This window comes from Hungatella sp. SL.1.14, from assembly GCF_024460495.1.
Lineage (GTDB): Bacteria > Bacillota > Clostridia > Lachnospirales > Lachnospiraceae > Hungatella > Hungatella hathewayi.
This window is the reverse complement of sequence record NZ_JANFYJ010000002.1, coordinates 354827-374377: the sequence shown is the minus strand read 5'-3', so window position 1 is coordinate 374377 and position 19551 is coordinate 354827. Positions and strand designations below refer to the sequence as shown.

Below are 19551 nucleotides of genomic sequence, written 5' to 3'. Positions count from 1 at the left end.
ATGAAAAAATCTACGATATTTACAATTTCGACCGCCCGCGCATGCTGGTGGGGGAGATGCCTGTCATCTTCTTAAATACCTGAGAAAAATACGTATAATCACTGTAGCCTACCTGCTCCGCAATCTCATAGATCATCATATCAGACTCCTCAATCAGTTCCTTCGCCCGCTCAATGCGGTAATGGTTCAAATACTCCCGGAAGGTTACCCCTACTTCTGTCCGGAAAATACTGCTGAAGTAATTAGGCGTCTTCCCGATATAGGCAGCAACTTCTTCTACCAGCAGATCCTTTGCATAGTACTCCTGGATATAGGCAAGTGCCTTCCTGATATTCGCGGAATAATGGCCATTTCGGCTTTCCTCATACGAATTCACAATCCTCCGGCACTCTTCCTTCCATAGACAGAGACAGTCTGTAAGCCACCAGACGTCTTCCCATTCCCGGCTACAGTCCGTGTTCTGGCCCATCTCCTGAGCAAGACGCACGATCCCGTTTATCATCAGATTTTTTACCCGTCTCTGATCCGTAATTTCCTGCTTCGAAAGTTCTGCTCCAAAGTGGTCTATGGCATCCAAAATTTCCTCAAGTTCATGTTTTTTCAGCCCGCTCTCATATTCCGGTGGCAGGTGCAGCCCGGTTTCCTCCGGTTTTCCCTGCCTGTCCAGGATCTTACAGCTTCCCGGACCGTTTAGAAACCGACAGCCCAGCGCCTGCAGAGCAGTCTCATAGCCCACGGAAATTTTCTCGGCCGGCACCATGCCGGAAATCCCCGCCGATATGGAAAATCCGCGGCCTGTCCCATACTGCTTCATCTGATACCATACTGTTTTTAAATGATTTTGTCTTTCCAATGTATACATTGTGGAATCCTTCGTCTTTGACAGGACGACATACTGATTCCGGTATTCAAACAAAATCTGATCTTCTCTCAGAAGAGAGTTCAAATACGCCCTGTTCTCAGCACTCACAGCCGGAGTGGCACTTGTTCCCCCAGCCGGATCACCGGCCAGAATCATGCAGACAAGGTTCCTCGCGTCCTCCAGATGAAAATGCATCCGCAAAAGCTCTATGATAACGTTTCTGTCCGTAATTTTTCCTGCAAAAAGCTCTTCCACCATCTTTTCCCGGTAGGAGGCCGCATACCGCTCATAAGACTCCTTTCCCTGCTCCTCTTTTCTCACCAGCTCGATCATCTCCTGAATCTTCTGAATCAGGTTTCCCACCTTTAACGGCTTAAGCTCATAACCGGAGGCCCCCAGCTGAATCGCCCTCTGACAGTATTCAAAATCTGAATAGGCACTGATCAGGATAACCTTCACCGTGTCCGACCGCTCTTTTACACGCTTTAAGAATTCCAGGCCATCCATAGCAGGCATGCGGATGTCAGCCAGGATAATGGAAGGCGAAAAGGCGTCATAATCCTCCAGTGCCTCAATTCCGTCACCATAGCTTTTCACCCCCGTAATTCCGATCGTATCCCAATCGATCCCGTACTGTATTCCTTCCCGGATCTGTATATCGTCATCAACAATCATCAGCTTCATCGTTCTCCTCCTCCAGCGGCATCACAACCAGCACTCTCGTTCCCTCCCCCGGTTTCGACTCAAAACGGAGGCCGTAGGAATTTCCATACCGGAGCCCGATTCTGTCATCAATATTTTTCAGTGCGAACGTGTCCTTTCCGCCATCCCCGTCCTTCATCTTTTTCACAATCTCAGCCTCATCAGCTCCCACTCCGTCATCTTCCACGGCAATCACCAGCTTTTTTTCCCTCTCCGCAATGGTGATAAGAATCGTTCCACCCTCTTTTTTCGGCTCCAGACCATGCAGAATCCCATTTTCCACCAGCGGCTGAATAATGAGCTTCGGAATCATCACCTTCTCAAGCCCCGGTTCCGTCTGAATCTGGATTTTCACGCGCCGGCCGAAGCGCGACTCCATAATAGCCATATAGTTCTGGATAAATTCTACCTCGCTGGCAATCGTCACACAATCCTCGCCCCGGTTCAGCACATGACGAAAGATGGCTGCCAGTGCCTCCAACTGCTCACCGACAGAGTAATCCCGGTTCTTTATGGCCATCCAGTGAATCGAATCCAGCGTATTGTAAAGAAAATGGGGGTTAATCTGTGCAATCAGCGCATTCAGTTCTGCCTCCTGCTCCTTGATTTTTGTCGTATAGACCTCCTCGATCAGCCTCTTTAACCGGCGGGACATCTCGTCAAATTCCTGATTTAAAGCGCCGATCTCGTCGCCGGGATAGACAGTGTCCTCCTCCGTAAAATCGCCCTCCTTCACCCTGTCAATCTTCACCACCAGTTCCCGGATAGGGCCTATCACGAATCGCTTCTGAATCAAAGCAAATGTGATGCCAAAAAATATACACAGCAAAAAAGAGCAGACGATTACCAGCATGCTGGTCCGGCTGCCCGTAAGAAATGCGCTTCGGGGCACAAGATTTATGAAATACCAGTCATTTACAGAGCTTTTCACGTAAAAGGCCACCACCCTCTGACCTTCCAATCCGGCCGTCACGTAGCCGCTTCCCTGCTGTCTCCACGCCTTCGAAACCGTATTAAATACAGGAAACACGGTTCCCAGCATCTCCTTGTCAGTAGAAGAAAGCACGGTTCCCTTCCCATCTGTCAGGCAGGTAAGCAGAGACTGAGGAGTCACAAAGCCGCTGTACCTTCGGCTCAGCTCCGCCTCGTCCACATTGACGATCATGGCTGCCTCAACTTTTCCAATCTGCTCATAATTATTAATCCCACAGTAGTACGATAATACCATATCCTCCTTCTGCATTCCACCTCCCGCCACACGCTTCGCCTGTCTTGGGCCAATCCAGAACCCGCCGGACACCCTGGCCTTTGCCTGGCGGATTCGTTCCTCCTCCTCACTGACGAGATATGTCCCCCGCTGGATCATCACCTCACTCTCATCTGCGATACAGATGGAATGATAGCATTTCTCATTGCGAATTATGGAATCGAGCCAGTTTCCAACAGAACTGTAGTCAGCCACATTCCCTTTTCCCGTAATGATATCCTGCAGGCTGAAATCCGTCAGACAATCGTACTTCAACTCCTGTACATTGTTCAGAAGCTCATCTAAATCACCCGCCACCTCACTCACCAGCGTCTGGTTGATCTGATACTCCTTTTTTCTCGTATTCCCCGCCACGTAAGAATTCAGAAACAGCCCCAGTACAGTCAGCGGTACGACAATACAGATGATCAGTGCCGCAACCAGCTTTTGCTGCAGCGGATAATCGCGGTAACGTTCCATCAGCGGCCTCCCCCCTTTTCCCCATTATACTACATCATACAGATTTCTTCAAAAACACCCTGCAGCGAAGCCGAAACAAAGACAGGACAGCAACAGCTGTGGCTGTCTTCGTTCCGGCCCCTCCCGCAGGGCCGTCCATGAAAGCTTATGCGGCTGCCTTTAAGAGGGCTTTACCTCTGCAACCATGTGTTCGAACCAGATATAGAACACCTTTTTTCCTTTTTCAGAAACGAGGGAATGATCCAGACCCGCCGGAACGTAACTCCAGTCTCCCTCCTTCGTATTGATCGTCTCCCCGTCGACCGTGAGCTCAAAATCTGCCCCTTCCAGCGCGTAATTATACTGTGCCACTGACGGGTGGCCTTTCTCGATGGTTCCTTCCCCTTCCGCACAAACGATTCCCATTAAGACTCTCGCCAGATTTCCGCTGTGGATTACGCTCCAGCTCCTGGTATTTGGTCCCTTGCAGCTCTGATCGTACGGCTCCGTCTCCGAGAAACGTTTAAAGGCTGGCAGTACCATGTGAGTATCCTCATATGCCGCCTTGTCCGACTCCAGCAAATCTACAACAATCTTCATAATTTCCATATCGCTGACTGCATGAATACAGAACTCTCTCGAAAAATCCGGAATATAGAAACTCAGTTCATCAATGTTGTATGCCTTAAGTCCGTCCGTTATGTAGCCGGTCCCTCTGGTAAAACAGTATATGGCGGTTTTATCCGCATATACCTCAGGCTTTACATCATGACCTGCCTTTAAAACACACTTAAATCCACGGACCAGCGGATACACGCCCGGAAGTACCTCAGTCTCACCGTATCCGTTCTCAACCCTGTACTGAATTTCATTGGCTCTCGCAATTGCAATCGACATTTCTTATTACCTCCCGATAATTATTTTTGATGGTTATAGAATAACACCACCGTCTCCGCAGAGGTATTTGGCATAACTACGAAAATATGTAAATATCTATAACGTTTATCTCACGCTTACAGCCTCCAGGCGCATCGTTTCCAGTTCCTTCAGCGTATTTTCCTTATCCATATAATAAGCGGCAGGAAGCTCATAATTTATATAATTGTACAGCCTGGAAGATAAATTCATCAGTTCCTGGGAAAAGACCTTACCAGAATCCGAAGTGATCTTTTTCTCCTCCTCCCCAAGGTTTACCGGCACCGTGAAGCCCTGGTTTTTCAGTTCCGTAAATATCCTGCTGCTTGTCAAAAATTTCAACAGGCGGATGGCTTCATCCGGATGGTCTGTGTTCGAGGGTATAAAAAAGCCCTCGCAGCCACCTAACAGATAATCGCAGTCTGCCGAAGCCATAGTCGGAAAGCTAATCACCCGGATTCTGCCTCTGCCGGCGGCTTCCATACGCTCCAGACTTTCCTTTACACTGTTGTTGACATTAAACATCATGGCGATCTCGCCCCTCTCGAAGGCTGCATCGATCTGCTCGTTCGTCTGAGAGAACGCTCTCTGGCCCGGATAGGCATAATCCTGGCGGAACAGGCTCGTGACACGGTCAAAGGCCTCCGCGATTCTGGAATCATAAAAGGAAAGTTCTCCGGACTGAAACCGTTTCATCTCTTCCGCGTCATCCCATATCTGCAGAAGAGCATTACGCATAAACCAACAGACACGGGAATCCCGGATTCCAAAAGGATACACGTCCGTACGGCTCTTAATCCGCCCGCACGCTTCCACGAACTCTTCCCATGTCCACGCTTCCCTTACAGTGACTCCCGCTCGTTCCAGGATCTCCTCGTTCACTTCCAGCACAGGATAGACCACGACGGAAGGAAGACAGTAGACCTTTCCGTCATACGTACCAATATCCAGAGCCCCGTCCTCCCATATATTTTTCCACTCTCCGTCCATATAGGGAGTCAAGTCCATGGCAGCGCTGCTGGATATAAAATTCTCCATTTGATTGGGGAACCACTTTACTACCTCAATGGACTCCTTGCGTGCCATTGCCGTTTTTACTGTCTTTTCCACCTCCGGCAGACTCCATTCGATGGAGTGGATCCCATATTCCGAAAATTCCAGTCTCAACTCCTCAACCATATCACGGTAATATAACACCGTGGTCTCATCGATCATCACTGTCAAATCCACGTTTTCAGTCTGATCCGCTCTGCTGCCTGCGGACTCAAGCGTTCCCATCTCCACACCTGTACAGGCGGTCAGTAAAAGCACCGCTGACAGCGCCGCCATTACACAGACTTTAGTACCCCTTTGCATAAAATTCACCGAATCCTTCTCGTTTTTTATGATACGGTCAGCAGCCTTTGCCGCCAAAAACATATCTTATATTTATTACTCTTTTATCATAGCGTAGTTTTTGCTGGCCGTACATAAGAGAAAACTACAATTCCTTTAAAATATCCATGATTTCGCATCCTCAATCCAATCCCTCCCATAAAACTTTCCGGCATAATTTCTTCCTCCTGACTGCTGTCATATTTGAATTTATGCCCATTATAGAAAGAGGACTGTGCAAAATCAACAGACTTTGCACAGTCCCTATATCGGATTGCGATTTCCATATATAATCTTTAGACCGCCTGAACCAGGCGCGCGATTTATTACCCCTGCATAAACCTGCTCAAAAATTCCTTTGTCGAAGTCTTCTGCGGATTTCCGAAGATATCCGCCGGCGCTCCCTCTTCCTCAATGACACCGTCAGCCATATAGACCACATGGTTCGAGACATCTCTGGCAAACGCCATCTCGTGGGTTACAATGATCATGGTCAGCCCTTCCCTCGCCAGCGTCCTCATGACGGCCAGTACCTCCCCGACCATCTGCGGATCCAGAGCCGAGGTCGGCTCATCAAACAGTAGAATCTCCGGTTCCATGGCAAGCGCCCTGGCGATGGCCACACGCTGCTTCTGGCCGCCGGAAAGCTGTCTCGGCTTTGCATTAATATACGGAGCCATCCCTACCTTTTCCAGGAACCGCATGGCATTGCGCTTCGCATCTTCCTTACTTTTCTTTAAAACCTTAACCTGGCCCACCATACAGTTGTCCAGAACCGTCATGTTGTTAAATAAATTAAAGCTTTGGAACACCATGCCCACTTTCGTCCGGTATGACGCGGCGCTCATCTTTCCGCTGGTAATATCCGTATTGTGATACAGAATATCCCCCGTAGTCGGTGTCTCCAGTAAATTTATGCAGCGAAGCAGCGTGGATTTACCAGACCCGGAGGCCCCGATAATACACGTAACATCCCCCACTGCAACGGAGAAATCAATATCCCGGAGGACCACATTGGTCCCGAAGGTCTTACTTAAATGATGGATTTCCAATACTGTTGATCCAGCCATAATTACTTGTCCTCCTTCTCATTTGGATCAGGGAATTTCACCATGCCGCTGGTATAGGCAAGCGTATCGGTGGTCGCAAGATCGTAGCTGTCCGGACCATCCATTTTCTTTTCCCAGTACCGTAAGATTCTGGAGCAGGTGAACGTGAGGATAAAATAGATCACCATGGTGATGGTAAACGCCTCAAAATACGTATAATACGCACCGGCAACCCCCTTCGTGGCGTAGAACAGCTCTACCACACCGATCACGGACAGCACGCACGTATCCTTGATATTAATAATCAGGTTATTGCCGATCTGCGGCATGATGTTGCGCAGCGCCTGAGGCATAATGACGTTAACCATAGTCTGGAAATGCGTCATGCCGATGGCTTTCGCTCCCTCAGTCTGGCCCGGATCGATGGAAAGGATTCCCCCTCGCACCGTCTCCGCCATATAGGCGCCCGTATTGATGGAAACGATAAAATAGGCGGCAAACATCGGAGACATGTTAATGTCGAAAAGCACGGAGGATCCATAGTAAATAAACATGGCCTGGACCATCATGGGCGTTCCGCGGAATACCTCCACATACACATTCAGTATCAGCTTAATAAAACCCAGGATCACCCTTTTTACCGGGTTGTCCGACTTATCTACAGGGATCGTCTGAACAATTCCGACTGCGAAGCCAATCAGGCAGCCGATAAGGGTGCCAACGATGGCAATCACCATGGTCTTTCCTGCACCGTCTAAAAATGATACCCCGTACTTCTGCAGGATAAACACAATCCTTCCAAAAAAATCTGAGGGCAGTGACATAAGATTCTTCTCCTTTTTGCAAATTTTTGTCCGAACAGAACAAGCGGCACGGAAATCGACTACACTGTCCCGTGCCTGCAAGCCCTGAAGATCTCTCTTATTCTAATTATTCAGATAACGGCTGTACGGAAATCGCCTCTTCCATCATCCTGTTAAAATCATCCTCGGTCATCGCAGCGAGCACGCCATCGATGGCTTCCTTCAATTCTGCATTTCCCTTCTTTAAAGAGATACCAATGTTGATGTCTTCATCTGATACCTTGAATTCACCCTCGGTACCGGTAAAATCAAGAAGCTTGAAATCCGGATATGCAATAAGCGCGGCCTGTCCCGTAGGCTTATCGGTCACCACCAGATCACATCTGCCTGAGCTTAACGCTACCAGCATGGCCGGTGCGGATTCCTGTGCCGGCTGAATGGTTGCATCCTGGATCTGCGGCAGACAGTTGTCATACCAGATTGTATTCATCTGGGAGGTAGCGGTTGCACCTGCAAGATCTGCGACACTGGCCGCATTCTCATACTTGCTTCCTGACTTGACCAGAGTCACGATTGTTGCATAATAATACGGCTCTGTAAAATCGACGGACTGAAGACGCTCGGAGGTGATCGACTGGCCTGCAATCACACAGTCTACCTTTCCGGACTGTACTGCCGGCACCAGGGAATCCCAGTCCAGCTTCACGATCTCCAGTTCATACCCCAGCGTATCAGCAATCTTCTTCGCCATCATAACATCGTATCCGTATGCAAAATCAGAGCTTCCCGAGATCGGCACGGCTCCGTTGGCATTGGTAGGCTGGGTCCAGTTGTACGGTGCATAGCTGCATTCCATTGCAACCTTTAAGACCTTCTTCTCTCCCTCATTCCCGGCAGCAGCGTTCTCTGCTCCCGCCGCAGTCGTCTCCGTTCCGGCGGCCGCTGTATCCCCCGCCGGGCTCTTGCTTCCACATGCAGTCAGCGCCGACACGGCTAAAACCGCCGCAAGACACGCTGCTGCCAGACTTTTTCCTGTTTTTTTCATAACCGTTTTCTCCTCTTCTCTTATGAAATGAAACCTATGTATCAAAAAGCTATATCATAAATAGGTTCATTATAAAAAGATTTTTACTTCTTGTCAAGACTCTCCAGTCATTTCCTCAATCAGGGTCCATATTTCTTCTCTGCCCTGCTTTGTCTCAGCAGAAAACGGAATAACCGTTACCTCCTGGCCAATCCCCAGTCCCTGGCGCACCATTTTCAAATGCTTCTGCACCTGGCTTCTCTTGATCTTGTCCAGCTTCGTCGCTATAATCACCGGCTGATACCCGTTAAAAACAACCCAGTCATACATGGTCTTGTCGTTCACAGACGGCTCATGGCGAATATCTATCAGAAGAAAGACACACTTCAGCATTGGGGATTTGTGAAGGTAGTTTTCGATCATCTTCCCCCACTTGGCCTTTACCTCCTGTGTTACCTTTGCATAGCCGTAGCCGGGTAAATCCACGTAGTAAAGAGTGTCGTTAATGTTGTAAAAATTAATGGTCTGTGTTTTGCCCGGCTGGGAGGAAGTTCGCGCATAAGCCTTGCGGTTCATCAGCGCATTGATTAACGACGACTTTCCCACATTGGATTTCCCTGCAAATGCAAACTCCGGCCTTGTATTTTCCGGAAGCGTGCTGGTGATTCCGCACACAGTCTCCAGTTCTACGGTTTTGATAATCATATTGATTCCTTTCTATTCGCTCACTGGCGCAGGTGATACCAGAGCTTCCTTAAGCACATCAGCCATATCCTTCACAAAAATAATGGTCAGCCCTTTTGTGATCTCCTTCGACAGCTCCGCAATATCAGGCCTGTTCTTATCCGGTACGAGAACTCTCTTCATATGAGCCATCCTGGCTGCCAGGATCTTCTCCTTTAAGCCGCCGATCGGAAGCGCCCTTCCGCGCAGCGTAATCTCACCCGTCATAGCCAGCTTTGCATCCACTTTTCTTCCTGTCACAGCCGAAAGCATGGCGGTTGCCATGGTAATGCCGGCTGAAGGACCGTCCTTCGGCACCGCTCCCTCCGGAATATGGAGGTGAATATCGTGTTTTTCAAAGTAATCGTCCGCTACGCCGTATTCCGGGCAGATGGAACGAATGTAGCTTAATGCCGTCTGAGCCGATTCCTTCATCACATCGCCCATCTGGCCGGTCATCTGAAGCGTTCCCTTCCCCGGCATAACGTTGACCTCGATCTGTAAGGTATCTCCACCCACACTGGTCCAGGCCAGTCCTCTTACGATTCCCACCTGATCTTCCTCGTTGACATCCTCAAAGGTAATCTTTTCCTTGCCCAGATACTTTTCCAGTCCGTTTTCCGTGATCCGGATTGCCTTTTTCTTATCTTCCAGAAACTCCCTGGCCGCCTTCCTGCAGATATCGCCGATCCGGCGTTCCAGATTTCTCACTCCCGCTTCCCTGGTATAATTATGGATAATCTTCTCCAGAGCCTTATCGGTGATGGAGACCTGTTCCTCCGTCAGTCCGTTCCGTTCCAGCTGCTTCCTTACCAGATAGTTTTTCGCAATATGGAACTTTTCATTCTCCGTATAGCTGTTTACTTCAATTACTTCCATACGGTCGAGAAGCGGACCCGGAATCGTCTGCGTCGTATTTGCCGTTGCGATAAACAGCACATTGGACAGATCAATGGGCAGTTCCACATAATGGTCCCGGAACTTCACATTCTGTTCGCTGTCCAGAACCTCCAAAAGCGCCGATGAAGTGTCTCCCTTATAATCGCTGCTCACCTTGTCGATCTCATCCAACAGCATCAGCGGATTGCTGACGCCCGCCTGGCGCATGGCTTCCACAATTCGGCCCGGCATGGCTCCGACATACGTCTTCCGGTGGCCTCTGATCTCCGCCTCGTCATGGATTCCTCCAAGGCTGATGCGGACGTACTGCTTGTTCAGCGCCCTTGCCACGGACCGGGCGATGGATGTTTTACCGGTTCCCGGAGGTCCCACCAGACAGATAATCGGGCTTGTCCCCTTCTTCGTCAGAATGCGGACAGCCAGATATTCCAGAATCCTCTCCTTCACCTTTTCCAGACCGTAATGATCCGCGTTTAGGATCTCTTCGGCGTGAGTCATATTGTTGTTGTCCTTCGACATTTTTTTCCACGGAAGATCCAGCACCGTCTCCAGATACATCCGGAGTACATTGGCTTCCTGGCTGCCTCCCGGCATGGCCTTAAACCGCTCGATTTCCCTGTGGATTTTGTCCTTCGTCTCCTTGTCCGCCTTCAGAGCCTTCAGCTGCTTCTCATATTCATCCGCATCGGACAAAGGATTATCCTCCCCCAGCTCCTCGCGGATTACCTTTAACTGCTCCCGCAGGATATAGTCCTTCTGGTTCTTATCTACATTCTCCTTGACACGGCCCTGGATCTCCCGTTTTACGCGGGTAATCTCGATCTCTGTCAGGAGATTTCCCATGACAGTCTCATACCGTTCTTCCAGCAGTACACATTCCAGAATCTGCTGGCGGCTCTTGTAGTCCCACGGAAGCTGGATCGCAATCTGATCCAGAAGCTCGCCTAAATCTGTAACCATCATCAGGTTCGGGAAGACTTCCTTCAGCATCCTGGGGTTTTCCCTGCCGTATTCTTCCAGTTTTTCCTTCAGGATCCGAACCATGGCCTGTCTCGTAACGCAGTCCAGGGAATCATCCGATTCCGTCAGACCTTCAATTTCGCCTACAAGCATGGGTTCCTCGCTGTCCAGTCCCAGAAGCTCCACTCGTTCCAGGCCCTCGACCATGACGCGTACCACATTGTTCGGAATCTTCACCAGCTGCTTGATCAGCGCCACACAGCCTACCTGATAGAGCTCATCGATTCCCGGATCTGCTTCCTCGCTGTTCTTCTGGGTAACGAGGCAGACTTTCTGGTCTCCGATCATCGCCTTCTCCACAGCCGCGATGGATTTACTGCGGCTGATATCGAAATGTATCATCATTTTAGGAAGGACAGTCATGCCACGCAAAGCAATGACCGGCATCGTTATTGTCTTATCTTCCATTTTTCTCTCCTTTGCATCCCGACAGAACGGACGGGCCCATCTGACTTTCTGCCCGCGCGTCCGTTTGGCTCGCTGCCTGCGGAAATAAGGAAAGGTGCTGCAGCAGTTCTTCCTGCTGTAACACCTTTCCGAACTTTCTCTGGATCCTATGCAATCTCGCCTGTCTTATCTTTTCTCAGTTTCTGTGCCAGGGATTTTCTGGGCACCGTCGTATCTCTGTAGATGATCTCCGGCTCTCCCTCTTTGTTCACGACAGCCTTGGTAATCGTACAGATGCCGATATTGCTGTCGGATGGAATCTCATACATGATATCCATCATGACGCTCTCCATAATAGAGCGCAGGCCTCTGGCTCCCGTCTTTCTCTCCACTGCCAGCTCCGCAATCCTTTCGATGGCTTCCCCGGTCAGTTCCAGCTTCACATCGTCCAGCTCAAACAGCTTCTGATACTGTTTGATTAAGGCGTTTTTCGGTTCTGTCAGAATTTTTACCAGAGCCTCTTTATCGAGAAGCTCTAAGGAAACCGTAACCGGCACACGGCCGATAAACTCCGGAATCAGACCGAATTTTACAAGATCCTGCGGAAGGACTTTCTTCAGCAGATCATCAATATCGGTTCTGTTCTTATCCACGATCTCGGCGTTAAATCCGATGGAACCCGCGCTTAAGCGGCTCTCGATGATCTTCTCAAGCCCGTCGAAGGCTCCGCCGCAGATAAACAGAATATTCGTGGTATCGATCTGAAGAAGCTCCTGGTGCGGATGCTTTCTTCCGCCCTGCGGCGGAACGCTGGCAACCGTTCCCTCCAGAATCTTTAAGAGTGCCTGCTGCACCCCTTCACCGGATACGTCTCTCGTGATGGACACGTTCTCGGATTTTTTCGTTATCTTATCAATTTCATCGATATAAATAATACCGTATTCAGCCCTGCTGATATCGTAATCTGCTGCCTGAATCAGCTTGAGCAGAATATTCTCTACATCCTCGCCCACGTAGCCCGCCTCTGTGAGAGCGGTGGCATCCGCGATGGCAAACGGCACATTCAGCACTTTTGCAAGCGTCTGCGCCACGTACGTTTTTCCGCAGCCGGTTGGCCCCAGCATCAGGATATTGCTCTTCTGTACATCCACATCCATGCTTCGCCTGGACGTGATTCTCTTATAGTGATTATAGACCGCTACAGACAATACTTTTTTTGCACTGTCCTGCCCAATGACGTAGTCATCCAGAAATGACTTGATCTCCTTCGGCTTCATTAAGTTGATGTCGCTGAAATCAGGCCCTTCTTCTTCATGACTGTCGAACTCTTCTTCTAATATCTCTGCACAGAGATCGATACACTCATCACAGATATAGACATTATTGGAACCGGCAATCAGTTTCTTTACCTGGTCCTGCGTTTTCCCGCAAAAAGAGCATCGGATTTTGTCGTCCGTTCTGACCGGCATATACACACCTCATTCTTTCTCATTTAATCACTAACTTCATTCTGGCTTAATGCTCGTGGCTGTAAATAATTTCATCAATCAGGCCGTAAGCTTTTGCTTCTTCTGCGTTCATGTAATTGTCGCGCTCTGTATCGCGTTCGATTACTTCATACGGCTGGCCTGTGTTTGCAGCCAGAATCTCGTTCAAACGCTTTTTGATCTTTAAGATGTTTTCTGCAACAATTTTGATCTCCGTCGCCTGTCCCTGTGCGCCGCCGGAAGGCTGATGAATCATAATCTCTGCGTTGGGAAGAGCGAATCTCTTTCCCTTTGCACCGCCGGACAGTAAAAATGCGCCCATGCTGGCCGCCATGCCCATACATACGGTGGAAACATCACACTTGATATAGTTCATCGTATCGTAGATCGCCATACCTGCGGTTACGGAACCGCCCGGGCTGTTGATATAGAGGTTGATGTCCTTATTGGGATCCTCCGCCTCCAGAAACAGAAGCTGGGCTACAACGATGCTCGCGGATACATCCGTCACTTCTTCACCCAGGAAAATGATTCTTTCTTTTAAGAGTCTTGAATAAATATCGTAAGAACGCTCGCCCTTACTCGTCGATTCAATGACATAAGGTACTAAACTCATATTGTTTCCTCCTGTCCTTATATTACGAAAGCCGAGCAGACTCCAGACTTTGTCAGGAATCTCCCCGGTCTTCTGAACGTATTAAACTAACTTTGCCTCAGCAACCAGGAAATCAACTGCCTCCTGAACCGCTAAGTCTTCCTTCATCTGCTCGATGCCGTTCTCACCCATGTATTCCTTAATCTGGGCAACTTCCATCTTGTAAGATTCCGCCATATCTGCGATCTCTTTCTCAACAGCTTCATCGGAAACCGTGATATTCTCAGCCTTCACGATCGCTTCTAATACGAGTCTGGTCTGAATTCTCTTAACTGCCTGCGGCTTCATCTGTTCCTTTAAAGTCTCGATTGTCATACCTGTAAACTGCATGTACTGTTCAAGGGAAAGGCCCTGGCTCTGCATTCTTCTTGCATAGTCATTCACCATGTTATTCACCTGGCTGTCGATCATCGGCTCCGGAATATCCATCTGCGCATTCTCAACTACCTTGTCAACAACGTGATTCTCATTCTCTGTAGCGGCGTCTTTCTGCTTCTTTAAAGAAAGCTTGGACTTTACATCGTTCTTGTACTCTTCGAGAGTCTCGAACTCAGATACCTCTCCGGCAAACTCATCGTTTAATTCCGGAAGCTCTTTTCTCTTGATCTCTTTAACAGTTACCTTGAATACTGCCGGCTTACCCGCCAGTTCCTTTGCATGGTATTCCTCCGGGAAGGTTACGTGAACTTCGCACTCTTCGCCGATGTTCTTACCGATTAACTGCTCTTCAAATGTATCGATGAAGGAATGGGAACCGATGGTTAAAGGATAATCCTCGCCCTTTCCGCCTTCAAACGGGGTTCCGTCTACAGATCCTTCGAAATCAATAACAGTCTGGTCTCCGTCTTCCACAGCTCTGTCCTCTACGGTGATCAGTCTGGAGTTCTGCTCCTGAACCTTCTTAAGCTCTGCCTCGATGTCCTCGTCAGTCACTTCAGCGGATGCCTTCTCTACTTCGATTCCTTTGTATTCGCCGAGTGTTACCTCCGGCTTAACAGCAACAGTCGCTGTGTAGATAAGTTCTTTTCCCTTCTCAACCTGTACAACGTCGATTTCAGGTCTGGATACAACCTCCAGTCCGCTCTCGGTAACGGCATCGCCGTAAGTAGCGTCGAGCGCCTCATTGATGGCATCCTCATATAATACCTCTACGCCGTACATCTTTTCTACCATGGCCTGAGGAGCTTTTCCTTTTCTGAAGCCAGGTATATTGAATCTGCTCTTATTCTTATTAAAAGCCGCGGTGAGCGCTTTCTCAAACTGTTCAGCTGGTACCTCTACGGTTATTTTTGCCATGTTCTTTTCTAATTTCTCTACTTGTAAACTCATTCTATGGGTTCCTCCTTGAATATATATGTGAACCGCCATACCGACAGGGCGTTACACTTCAATTTAGCATTATAGCATACTCATTCGGTAAATTCCAGTACTATTTCTGTGAAAAGTCCGATTTTTCGGCGAATTCCTGCATTTTCCTGACGATGTACGGATCGATTGGACGGATTTCCATCTGAGGCCGTCCAATGTAGTATCCCTGGAACAGTTCTACTCCGCACTGGATCAGGAACTCCAGCTCTTCCTTCGTCTCCACGCCCTCCGCCAGAACCGTGATATGATTCTGTGCCGCGAAGTCCAGAATATTATTCAGGATCAGCTGCCGGTTGGGATCTTCATGGATCCGCTGCACCAGGCTCATGTCCACCTTGATGATATCGGGCTCCATGTCGAGAAGCACGGTTTCACTGTTGTATCCGGCGCCGAAATCGTCGATGGCGATCAGCCCGTTCCACGCTTTGGTCACCGCAATCTTCTGCCTCATATACTCCTGGTTGACGGGTTCCCCCTCCGTAAGCTCCGTCACAACACGCGACAGATAGCGGCCGTAGCGGTTCCAGAGATCCGCTTCCTCCTCCTTCGACATACACGCGCTGGCGATGGAATTGATGAAGAGCCGTTCCGTCTGTCCCAGCGCTCCCGCCTGATCCTGCTTTTCCACAGCCTTCAGTCCGGCATACCAGGTAAGCGTCTCCATCTGCGTAAGCTTCGCCTGTGCCCGCGCCAGATTCAGGACCTCCTTTATTCCCTTTAAATTCGTAAAATTGGGCCGCATCAGCAGTTCGTAGCCAAAGACGCTTCCATCCCGCCTCGTAATCGGCTGGAATGCAAAATCCACCTCCCGTGTCTCCAGCATCCGGTTTAATTCTTCCCGGCCGGCCAGCATGTAGGAATTATTGGAGTAGTCGTTGGAATCAAATTCCATGATAATGCCCTTCACGCTGTGTTTCACCATGTACATGGCAAAATCAGCGTAATTTAACAGTGTGTCAAAATCCACGGCGTCGTCCGGATACCACGCCATTCCTCCGGAAACACGGATCGGGATCTGATACCCGCCCTTCATCTCAAGGCTGACCGTCTGTAAAAACTGCATGAAACCGGTGACTCTATGCCGGATCTCCTCTTTTCCGCCGCTCCCGTAAATCAGCGTGACGAACTCGTCGCCGGAATAACGCGAGACAATGGCGCCTTCCTTCTCCAGCCGTTTTAGACAGCTGGCAAACAGAACGATATAGCGGTCGCCCTCGTCATGGCCGTACGTATCGTTGATATACTTTAAATTATCGAGATCCCACATGGCCACAGCCGCGGTCTGAATGCCGCCATCCGCCATGGCTACCACCAGCTGCTCCCGGAAAGCCCTTCGGTTATAGAGATTGGTGAGCAGATCGTAATTCCTCTCCCGCTCCAGCTTCTCCTTTTCCTCCACGTCACTTGTCACATCCGAGAGCACGCCGAGAATCGTTCCCGGCTCCTGCTTATCCAGGATCAGCCGTACCCAGCGCCCCCGGCTGAATGCTGCCGGCCCGCAGGCCACGCCTGCCTCCCCCGTATCGTCTGACGCCGGAGAGACGTTAATGTGAAACAGGTAATTGACACCATCTTTTTTTGTATTTCGGATTGCCTCTTCCATCCGCTTCTGAAACTCCCCGCTGCTCATATAGCAGTAGGGCTCCTCCGGTTCAGCCCAGCCCATCATCTCGAAAATAGAACGGCTGCAGAATACGCTTTCGTTCGTTTCTTCATATTCAAACACGCCGATCAGCACATTGGCATGCTCCAGAATGCTGGATATCTTCGATGCGGACCGTTCGACATCGGCGCTCAGCTGTTCGATTGTCTCAGTCAGCTCGTCGATTTCCCCGATGTGAACCCGGGTCAGTGTAAGACCGTGCTCCCCGGAGCGCTTACGCACTTCGTTCACGAGACCGCGGATCGGATCGGTTACAATCTTTCCGATCACGAAGACTCCGAATACACTCAGAATAATCGGAATCAGAATAGAGCTCAGCAGCATGCCGCGGATAGAATTGTAAAAGGACAGCAGGTCATTCTTCCTGGCCATACCGACCAGGACCCACTCCTCCTGTTCAAACGGTGTATTATAATTATATACGTCCAGCTGTTTGACACTGGCATACCAGCCGGCCCGGTCGGAGGAGCGGAGTTCACCGATCCCCTCCTCCTCATTATCCGTATATTCCAGATATTCGTCGCCCTTAAAATACTGATTATAGAGATAGCCGGAGGAGGCGACCGGAGTGATGATGTTCTCACCTGCCTGGCGGACTCCCAGGGCGTAGCAGACCTCAAAGCTGCTCTCCGTCCTGTCGGCGCTCAGTACCTGTTCGATCCTTCCGATCCCCATCTCCAGTCCGAATACGCCCACAACACTGCCATCCTCCAGAATAATGGGGGCAGAGTATGTGATAACCGGAATATCTTTCGGACTCAGCCGAAACGGTTTGCTCAAATACGCAAAATTCAGCCGTTCTCCGGCCTTTGCCTGATTTTCCACTGCGGAATCAAACGGTTTTTTATAGTAATCGGTGCTGCCGTCATCCGCAGTTACGTCAAACCCAAGATCCCAGAAGGAATCCAGCGGAATCCCGTATTTATTGGCAAGAGAAGGAAGCCCCCGTTCCAAAAGCAGGGACGAATTATCCTGATTATAACTTCTGCCCGGATTCGAATCACGAATATAAAACCCGGCCTTCGTATTTTCCGTACTGTTCTGCGCGGCCGGACCGTTTAACACAACAAATATGCCCGTACCGTAGCTGCGGCGCATGAGATCGACAGCCCGGTTGATAATCCCGTCGGCAATCTTCCGGTTTAAATCGTAATCGTTTGAAATACAGGACGCATCTTTATGCTGTTCGTCTAAAACTGACTGAATCTCAGACGCCATTGATCCGGAATCGTTGATGACGTTAATCCACTGGTGGATCGTCTCCTTCTCCAGATACAGTCTGGTATTATCCGTATTTTCGCTTAAAATATGGATTTCATTATTCTTCAGTTTTTTAGAAACACCGCCGAACAGAACCATACCGGCCATAATCAGTGCCTGTATAATGAGCAGCACTAACAGCGGCCAGAGCAGATGGGTTCTGATGGATTCATTCCTGCTTTTTTTCATAACTACTCTCCAATAATGGTCTCCAGTTGTTCTTTTGTATCTTCATACCACCGTTCAAAATTTTCTTCCGTGGTAAACTGTGCTGCCGCTTCCTCCCTGGGCATTCCCTGCGCCATGAGAGACAGCACGGTCTCTCTGTCCTCCCCGGCCTTATCCGCCATGGTGGCGTTTAACACCGCGCGGGCGCGGTCTCCGCCTTCGAAAGGCTTCGTTGTATACAGCTCATATTTGTTGGCAGTCTCCAGACCGATCAGCAGATTGTCACTTGCCGCATCTTCCTCACCGGCTTCCGCCAGCACGGTCTCCAGCCGCTCCTTCACTCCCGCTTCCTTCTTCACCGGCAGATAACCGGAGGATACGGAAAATCTGATGTTATTGTCAACACCCGTAAACCATTTCAAAAAAGTGGCAGCCGCATACTCTTTCTTTTCCTCAGATTTCAGGATCATCATGCCTGCTCCCTGCTGAACGGCGCACGGCTCCGTGCCTGAAAAGTTAGGAAGAGGATAGACCTTGCTTTCGATCGGATAGCTGGTACCATCCTCCAGAGTGACACTGGTCGGAAAATATGCAAATCCACTGGTTGATCCCACAAAGGCATCCAACTGCCCCGTCTTCACATCGTCGCTTCTGAACTTTCCAAATGCGCCAAAGTAACCGTTGACGTATGGGACATAATAATTATCCCAGAGCCGCTTCATCGCGGTCCGGTCAAAATCCATGATTACTTCTCCGTTTTCCACACGGAAGATCTCATGCCCCAGCTGCAGGCTTCCTATAATGATATAGTTGGCAAATGCGTCTCTTCCGAAGAATGCCTTTCCATCGTCAGGCGTCTCGGTCAGGCTGTCCGTCCATTTATAATACTTCTCTGCCACACGCGTGATTCCCTCCCAGGAGGAAAAAGCCGCGTCTGTCTCACCGGTCGCCTCTGCAAATTTATCCCAGTCTGTCTTATTAATCGCAAAAACTTCCGTTGATTTCGCCACCGGGAATACCTTGATTCCCTCGCTTCCGTCAAACCTTCCTTCTTCTATGTAGGCGTCGACATACTCGCCGATCTCTTCCGCAGTCAGATATTTGCTGATATCAACCGCCATCCCTCTCCGGTCAATCTCATAGACTTTATCGGCATACGCCGCAAAAACATCCGGAATCGGATCAGAGCCTATCTTCTTATCAATGCTGTCCGTCACCGCCTGGCTTAAATCATCGATGCTGCCTTTGCTGTAGGCTTCCACGATAATTCCCTTTTCCCGGCCTTCCGACTCGTTAAATGTCTGTACCAGCTGATCAAAGCCCTCCTTCTGAACACCGTTGTAATAGTGCCAGATCGTAATCGTTACAGGATTCTTTGCCGAAAGGCCGTAAGGATCCTTCTTTTCACACCCCGTTAAGCCGGAGGCTAAAATCCCCGCAGCCAGGACCGGCAGTACCCAGTTTTTTTTCATCTTCATCCCCATCA

Annotated in this window: 14 protein-coding genes; all 14 read right to left on the bottom strand. The window is 49.6% G+C overall.

The window, feature by feature from the left end; genetic code table 11:
* Nucleotides 1-19 precede the first annotated feature (19 nt).
* The gene (locus NE473_RS03995) at nt 20-1546 is read right to left on the bottom strand and encodes a response regulator transcription factor (RefSeq protein ID WP_055650078.1); all 1527 of its coding nucleotides are present in this window, start codon (nt 1544-1546) and stop codon (nt 20-22) included.
* Complete coding sequence (locus NE473_RS03990; RefSeq protein ID WP_055650077.1) at nt 1527-3290, bottom strand: cache domain-containing sensor histidine kinase; 1764 nt, start codon at nt 3288-3290, stop codon at nt 1527-1529. Before NE473_RS03990 ends, NE473_RS03995 begins: the two co-directional genes overlap by 20 nt.
* Nucleotides 3291-3449: 159 nt before the next feature.
* A complete protein-coding gene (locus tag NE473_RS03985; RefSeq protein WP_055650076.1) occupies nt 3450-4166 on the bottom strand; it encodes a cupin domain-containing protein in 717 nt (238 codons plus the stop codon).
* A gap of 105 nt (nt 4167-4271) precedes the next feature.
* Nucleotides 4272-5540: an ABC transporter substrate-binding protein gene (locus NE473_RS03980; RefSeq protein WP_242866120.1), complete on the bottom strand. Its 1269-nt coding sequence runs from the start codon at nt 5538-5540 to the stop codon at nt 4272-4274.
* A gap of 344 nt (nt 5541-5884) precedes the next feature.
* A complete protein-coding gene (locus NE473_RS03975) occupies nt 5885-6628 on the bottom strand; it encodes an amino acid ABC transporter ATP-binding protein (protein ID WP_022033677.1) in 744 nt (247 codons plus the stop codon).
* Nucleotides 6629-6630: 2 nt separating this feature from the next.
* Nucleotides 6631-7425, bottom strand: coding sequence for an amino acid ABC transporter permease (locus NE473_RS03970; RefSeq protein WP_171038682.1), 795 nt, complete (start codon nt 7423-7425; stop codon nt 6631-6633).
* A gap of 112 nt (nt 7426-7537) precedes the next feature.
* A complete protein-coding gene (locus NE473_RS03965) occupies nt 7538-8455 on the bottom strand; it encodes a transporter substrate-binding domain-containing protein (protein ID WP_055650073.1) in 918 nt (305 codons plus the stop codon).
* A gap of 93 nt (nt 8456-8548) precedes the next feature.
* Nucleotides 8549-9139, bottom strand: a complete 591-nt coding sequence (yihA, locus tag NE473_RS03960; protein WP_055650072.1) for a ribosome biogenesis GTP-binding protein YihA/YsxC — start codon at nt 9137-9139, stop codon at nt 8549-8551.
* A gap of 12 nt (nt 9140-9151) precedes the next feature.
* Nucleotides 9152-11485 carry an endopeptidase La gene (gene lon, locus NE473_RS03955; RefSeq protein WP_055650071.1) on the bottom strand — a complete coding sequence of 778 codons (2334 nt, stop codon included), beginning with the start codon at nt 11483-11485 and terminating at the stop codon, nt 9152-9154.
* Nucleotides 11486-11631: 146 nt separating this feature from the next.
* On the bottom strand, nt 11632-12933 hold the full coding sequence (clpX, locus tag NE473_RS03950) for an ATP-dependent Clp protease ATP-binding subunit ClpX (protein ID WP_055650070.1): 1302 nt from the start codon (nt 12931-12933) through the stop codon (nt 11632-11634).
* Nucleotides 12934-12979: 46 nt separating this feature from the next.
* The gene (gene clpP, locus NE473_RS03945) at nt 12980-13567 is read right to left on the bottom strand and encodes an ATP-dependent Clp endopeptidase proteolytic subunit ClpP (RefSeq protein ID WP_006776205.1); all 588 of its coding nucleotides are present in this window, start codon (nt 13565-13567) and stop codon (nt 12980-12982) included.
* Nucleotides 13568-13648: 81 nt separating this feature from the next.
* Entirely contained in the window at nt 13649-14935 is a 1287-nt protein-coding gene (gene tig, locus NE473_RS03940; RefSeq protein WP_022033682.1) for a trigger factor, read from the bottom strand.
* A 100-nt stretch (nt 14936-15035) separates the two neighbouring features.
* Nucleotides 15036-18086, bottom strand: coding sequence for a bifunctional diguanylate cyclase/phosphodiesterase (locus NE473_RS03935; RefSeq protein WP_155560766.1), 3051 nt, complete (start codon nt 18084-18086; stop codon nt 15036-15038).
* A gap of 2 nt (nt 18087-18088) precedes the next feature.
* Nucleotides 18089-19543, bottom strand: a complete 1455-nt coding sequence (locus tag NE473_RS03930; protein ID WP_055650100.1) for an extracellular solute-binding protein — start codon at nt 19541-19543, stop codon at nt 18089-18091.
* Nucleotides 19544-19551 lie beyond the last annotated feature (8 nt).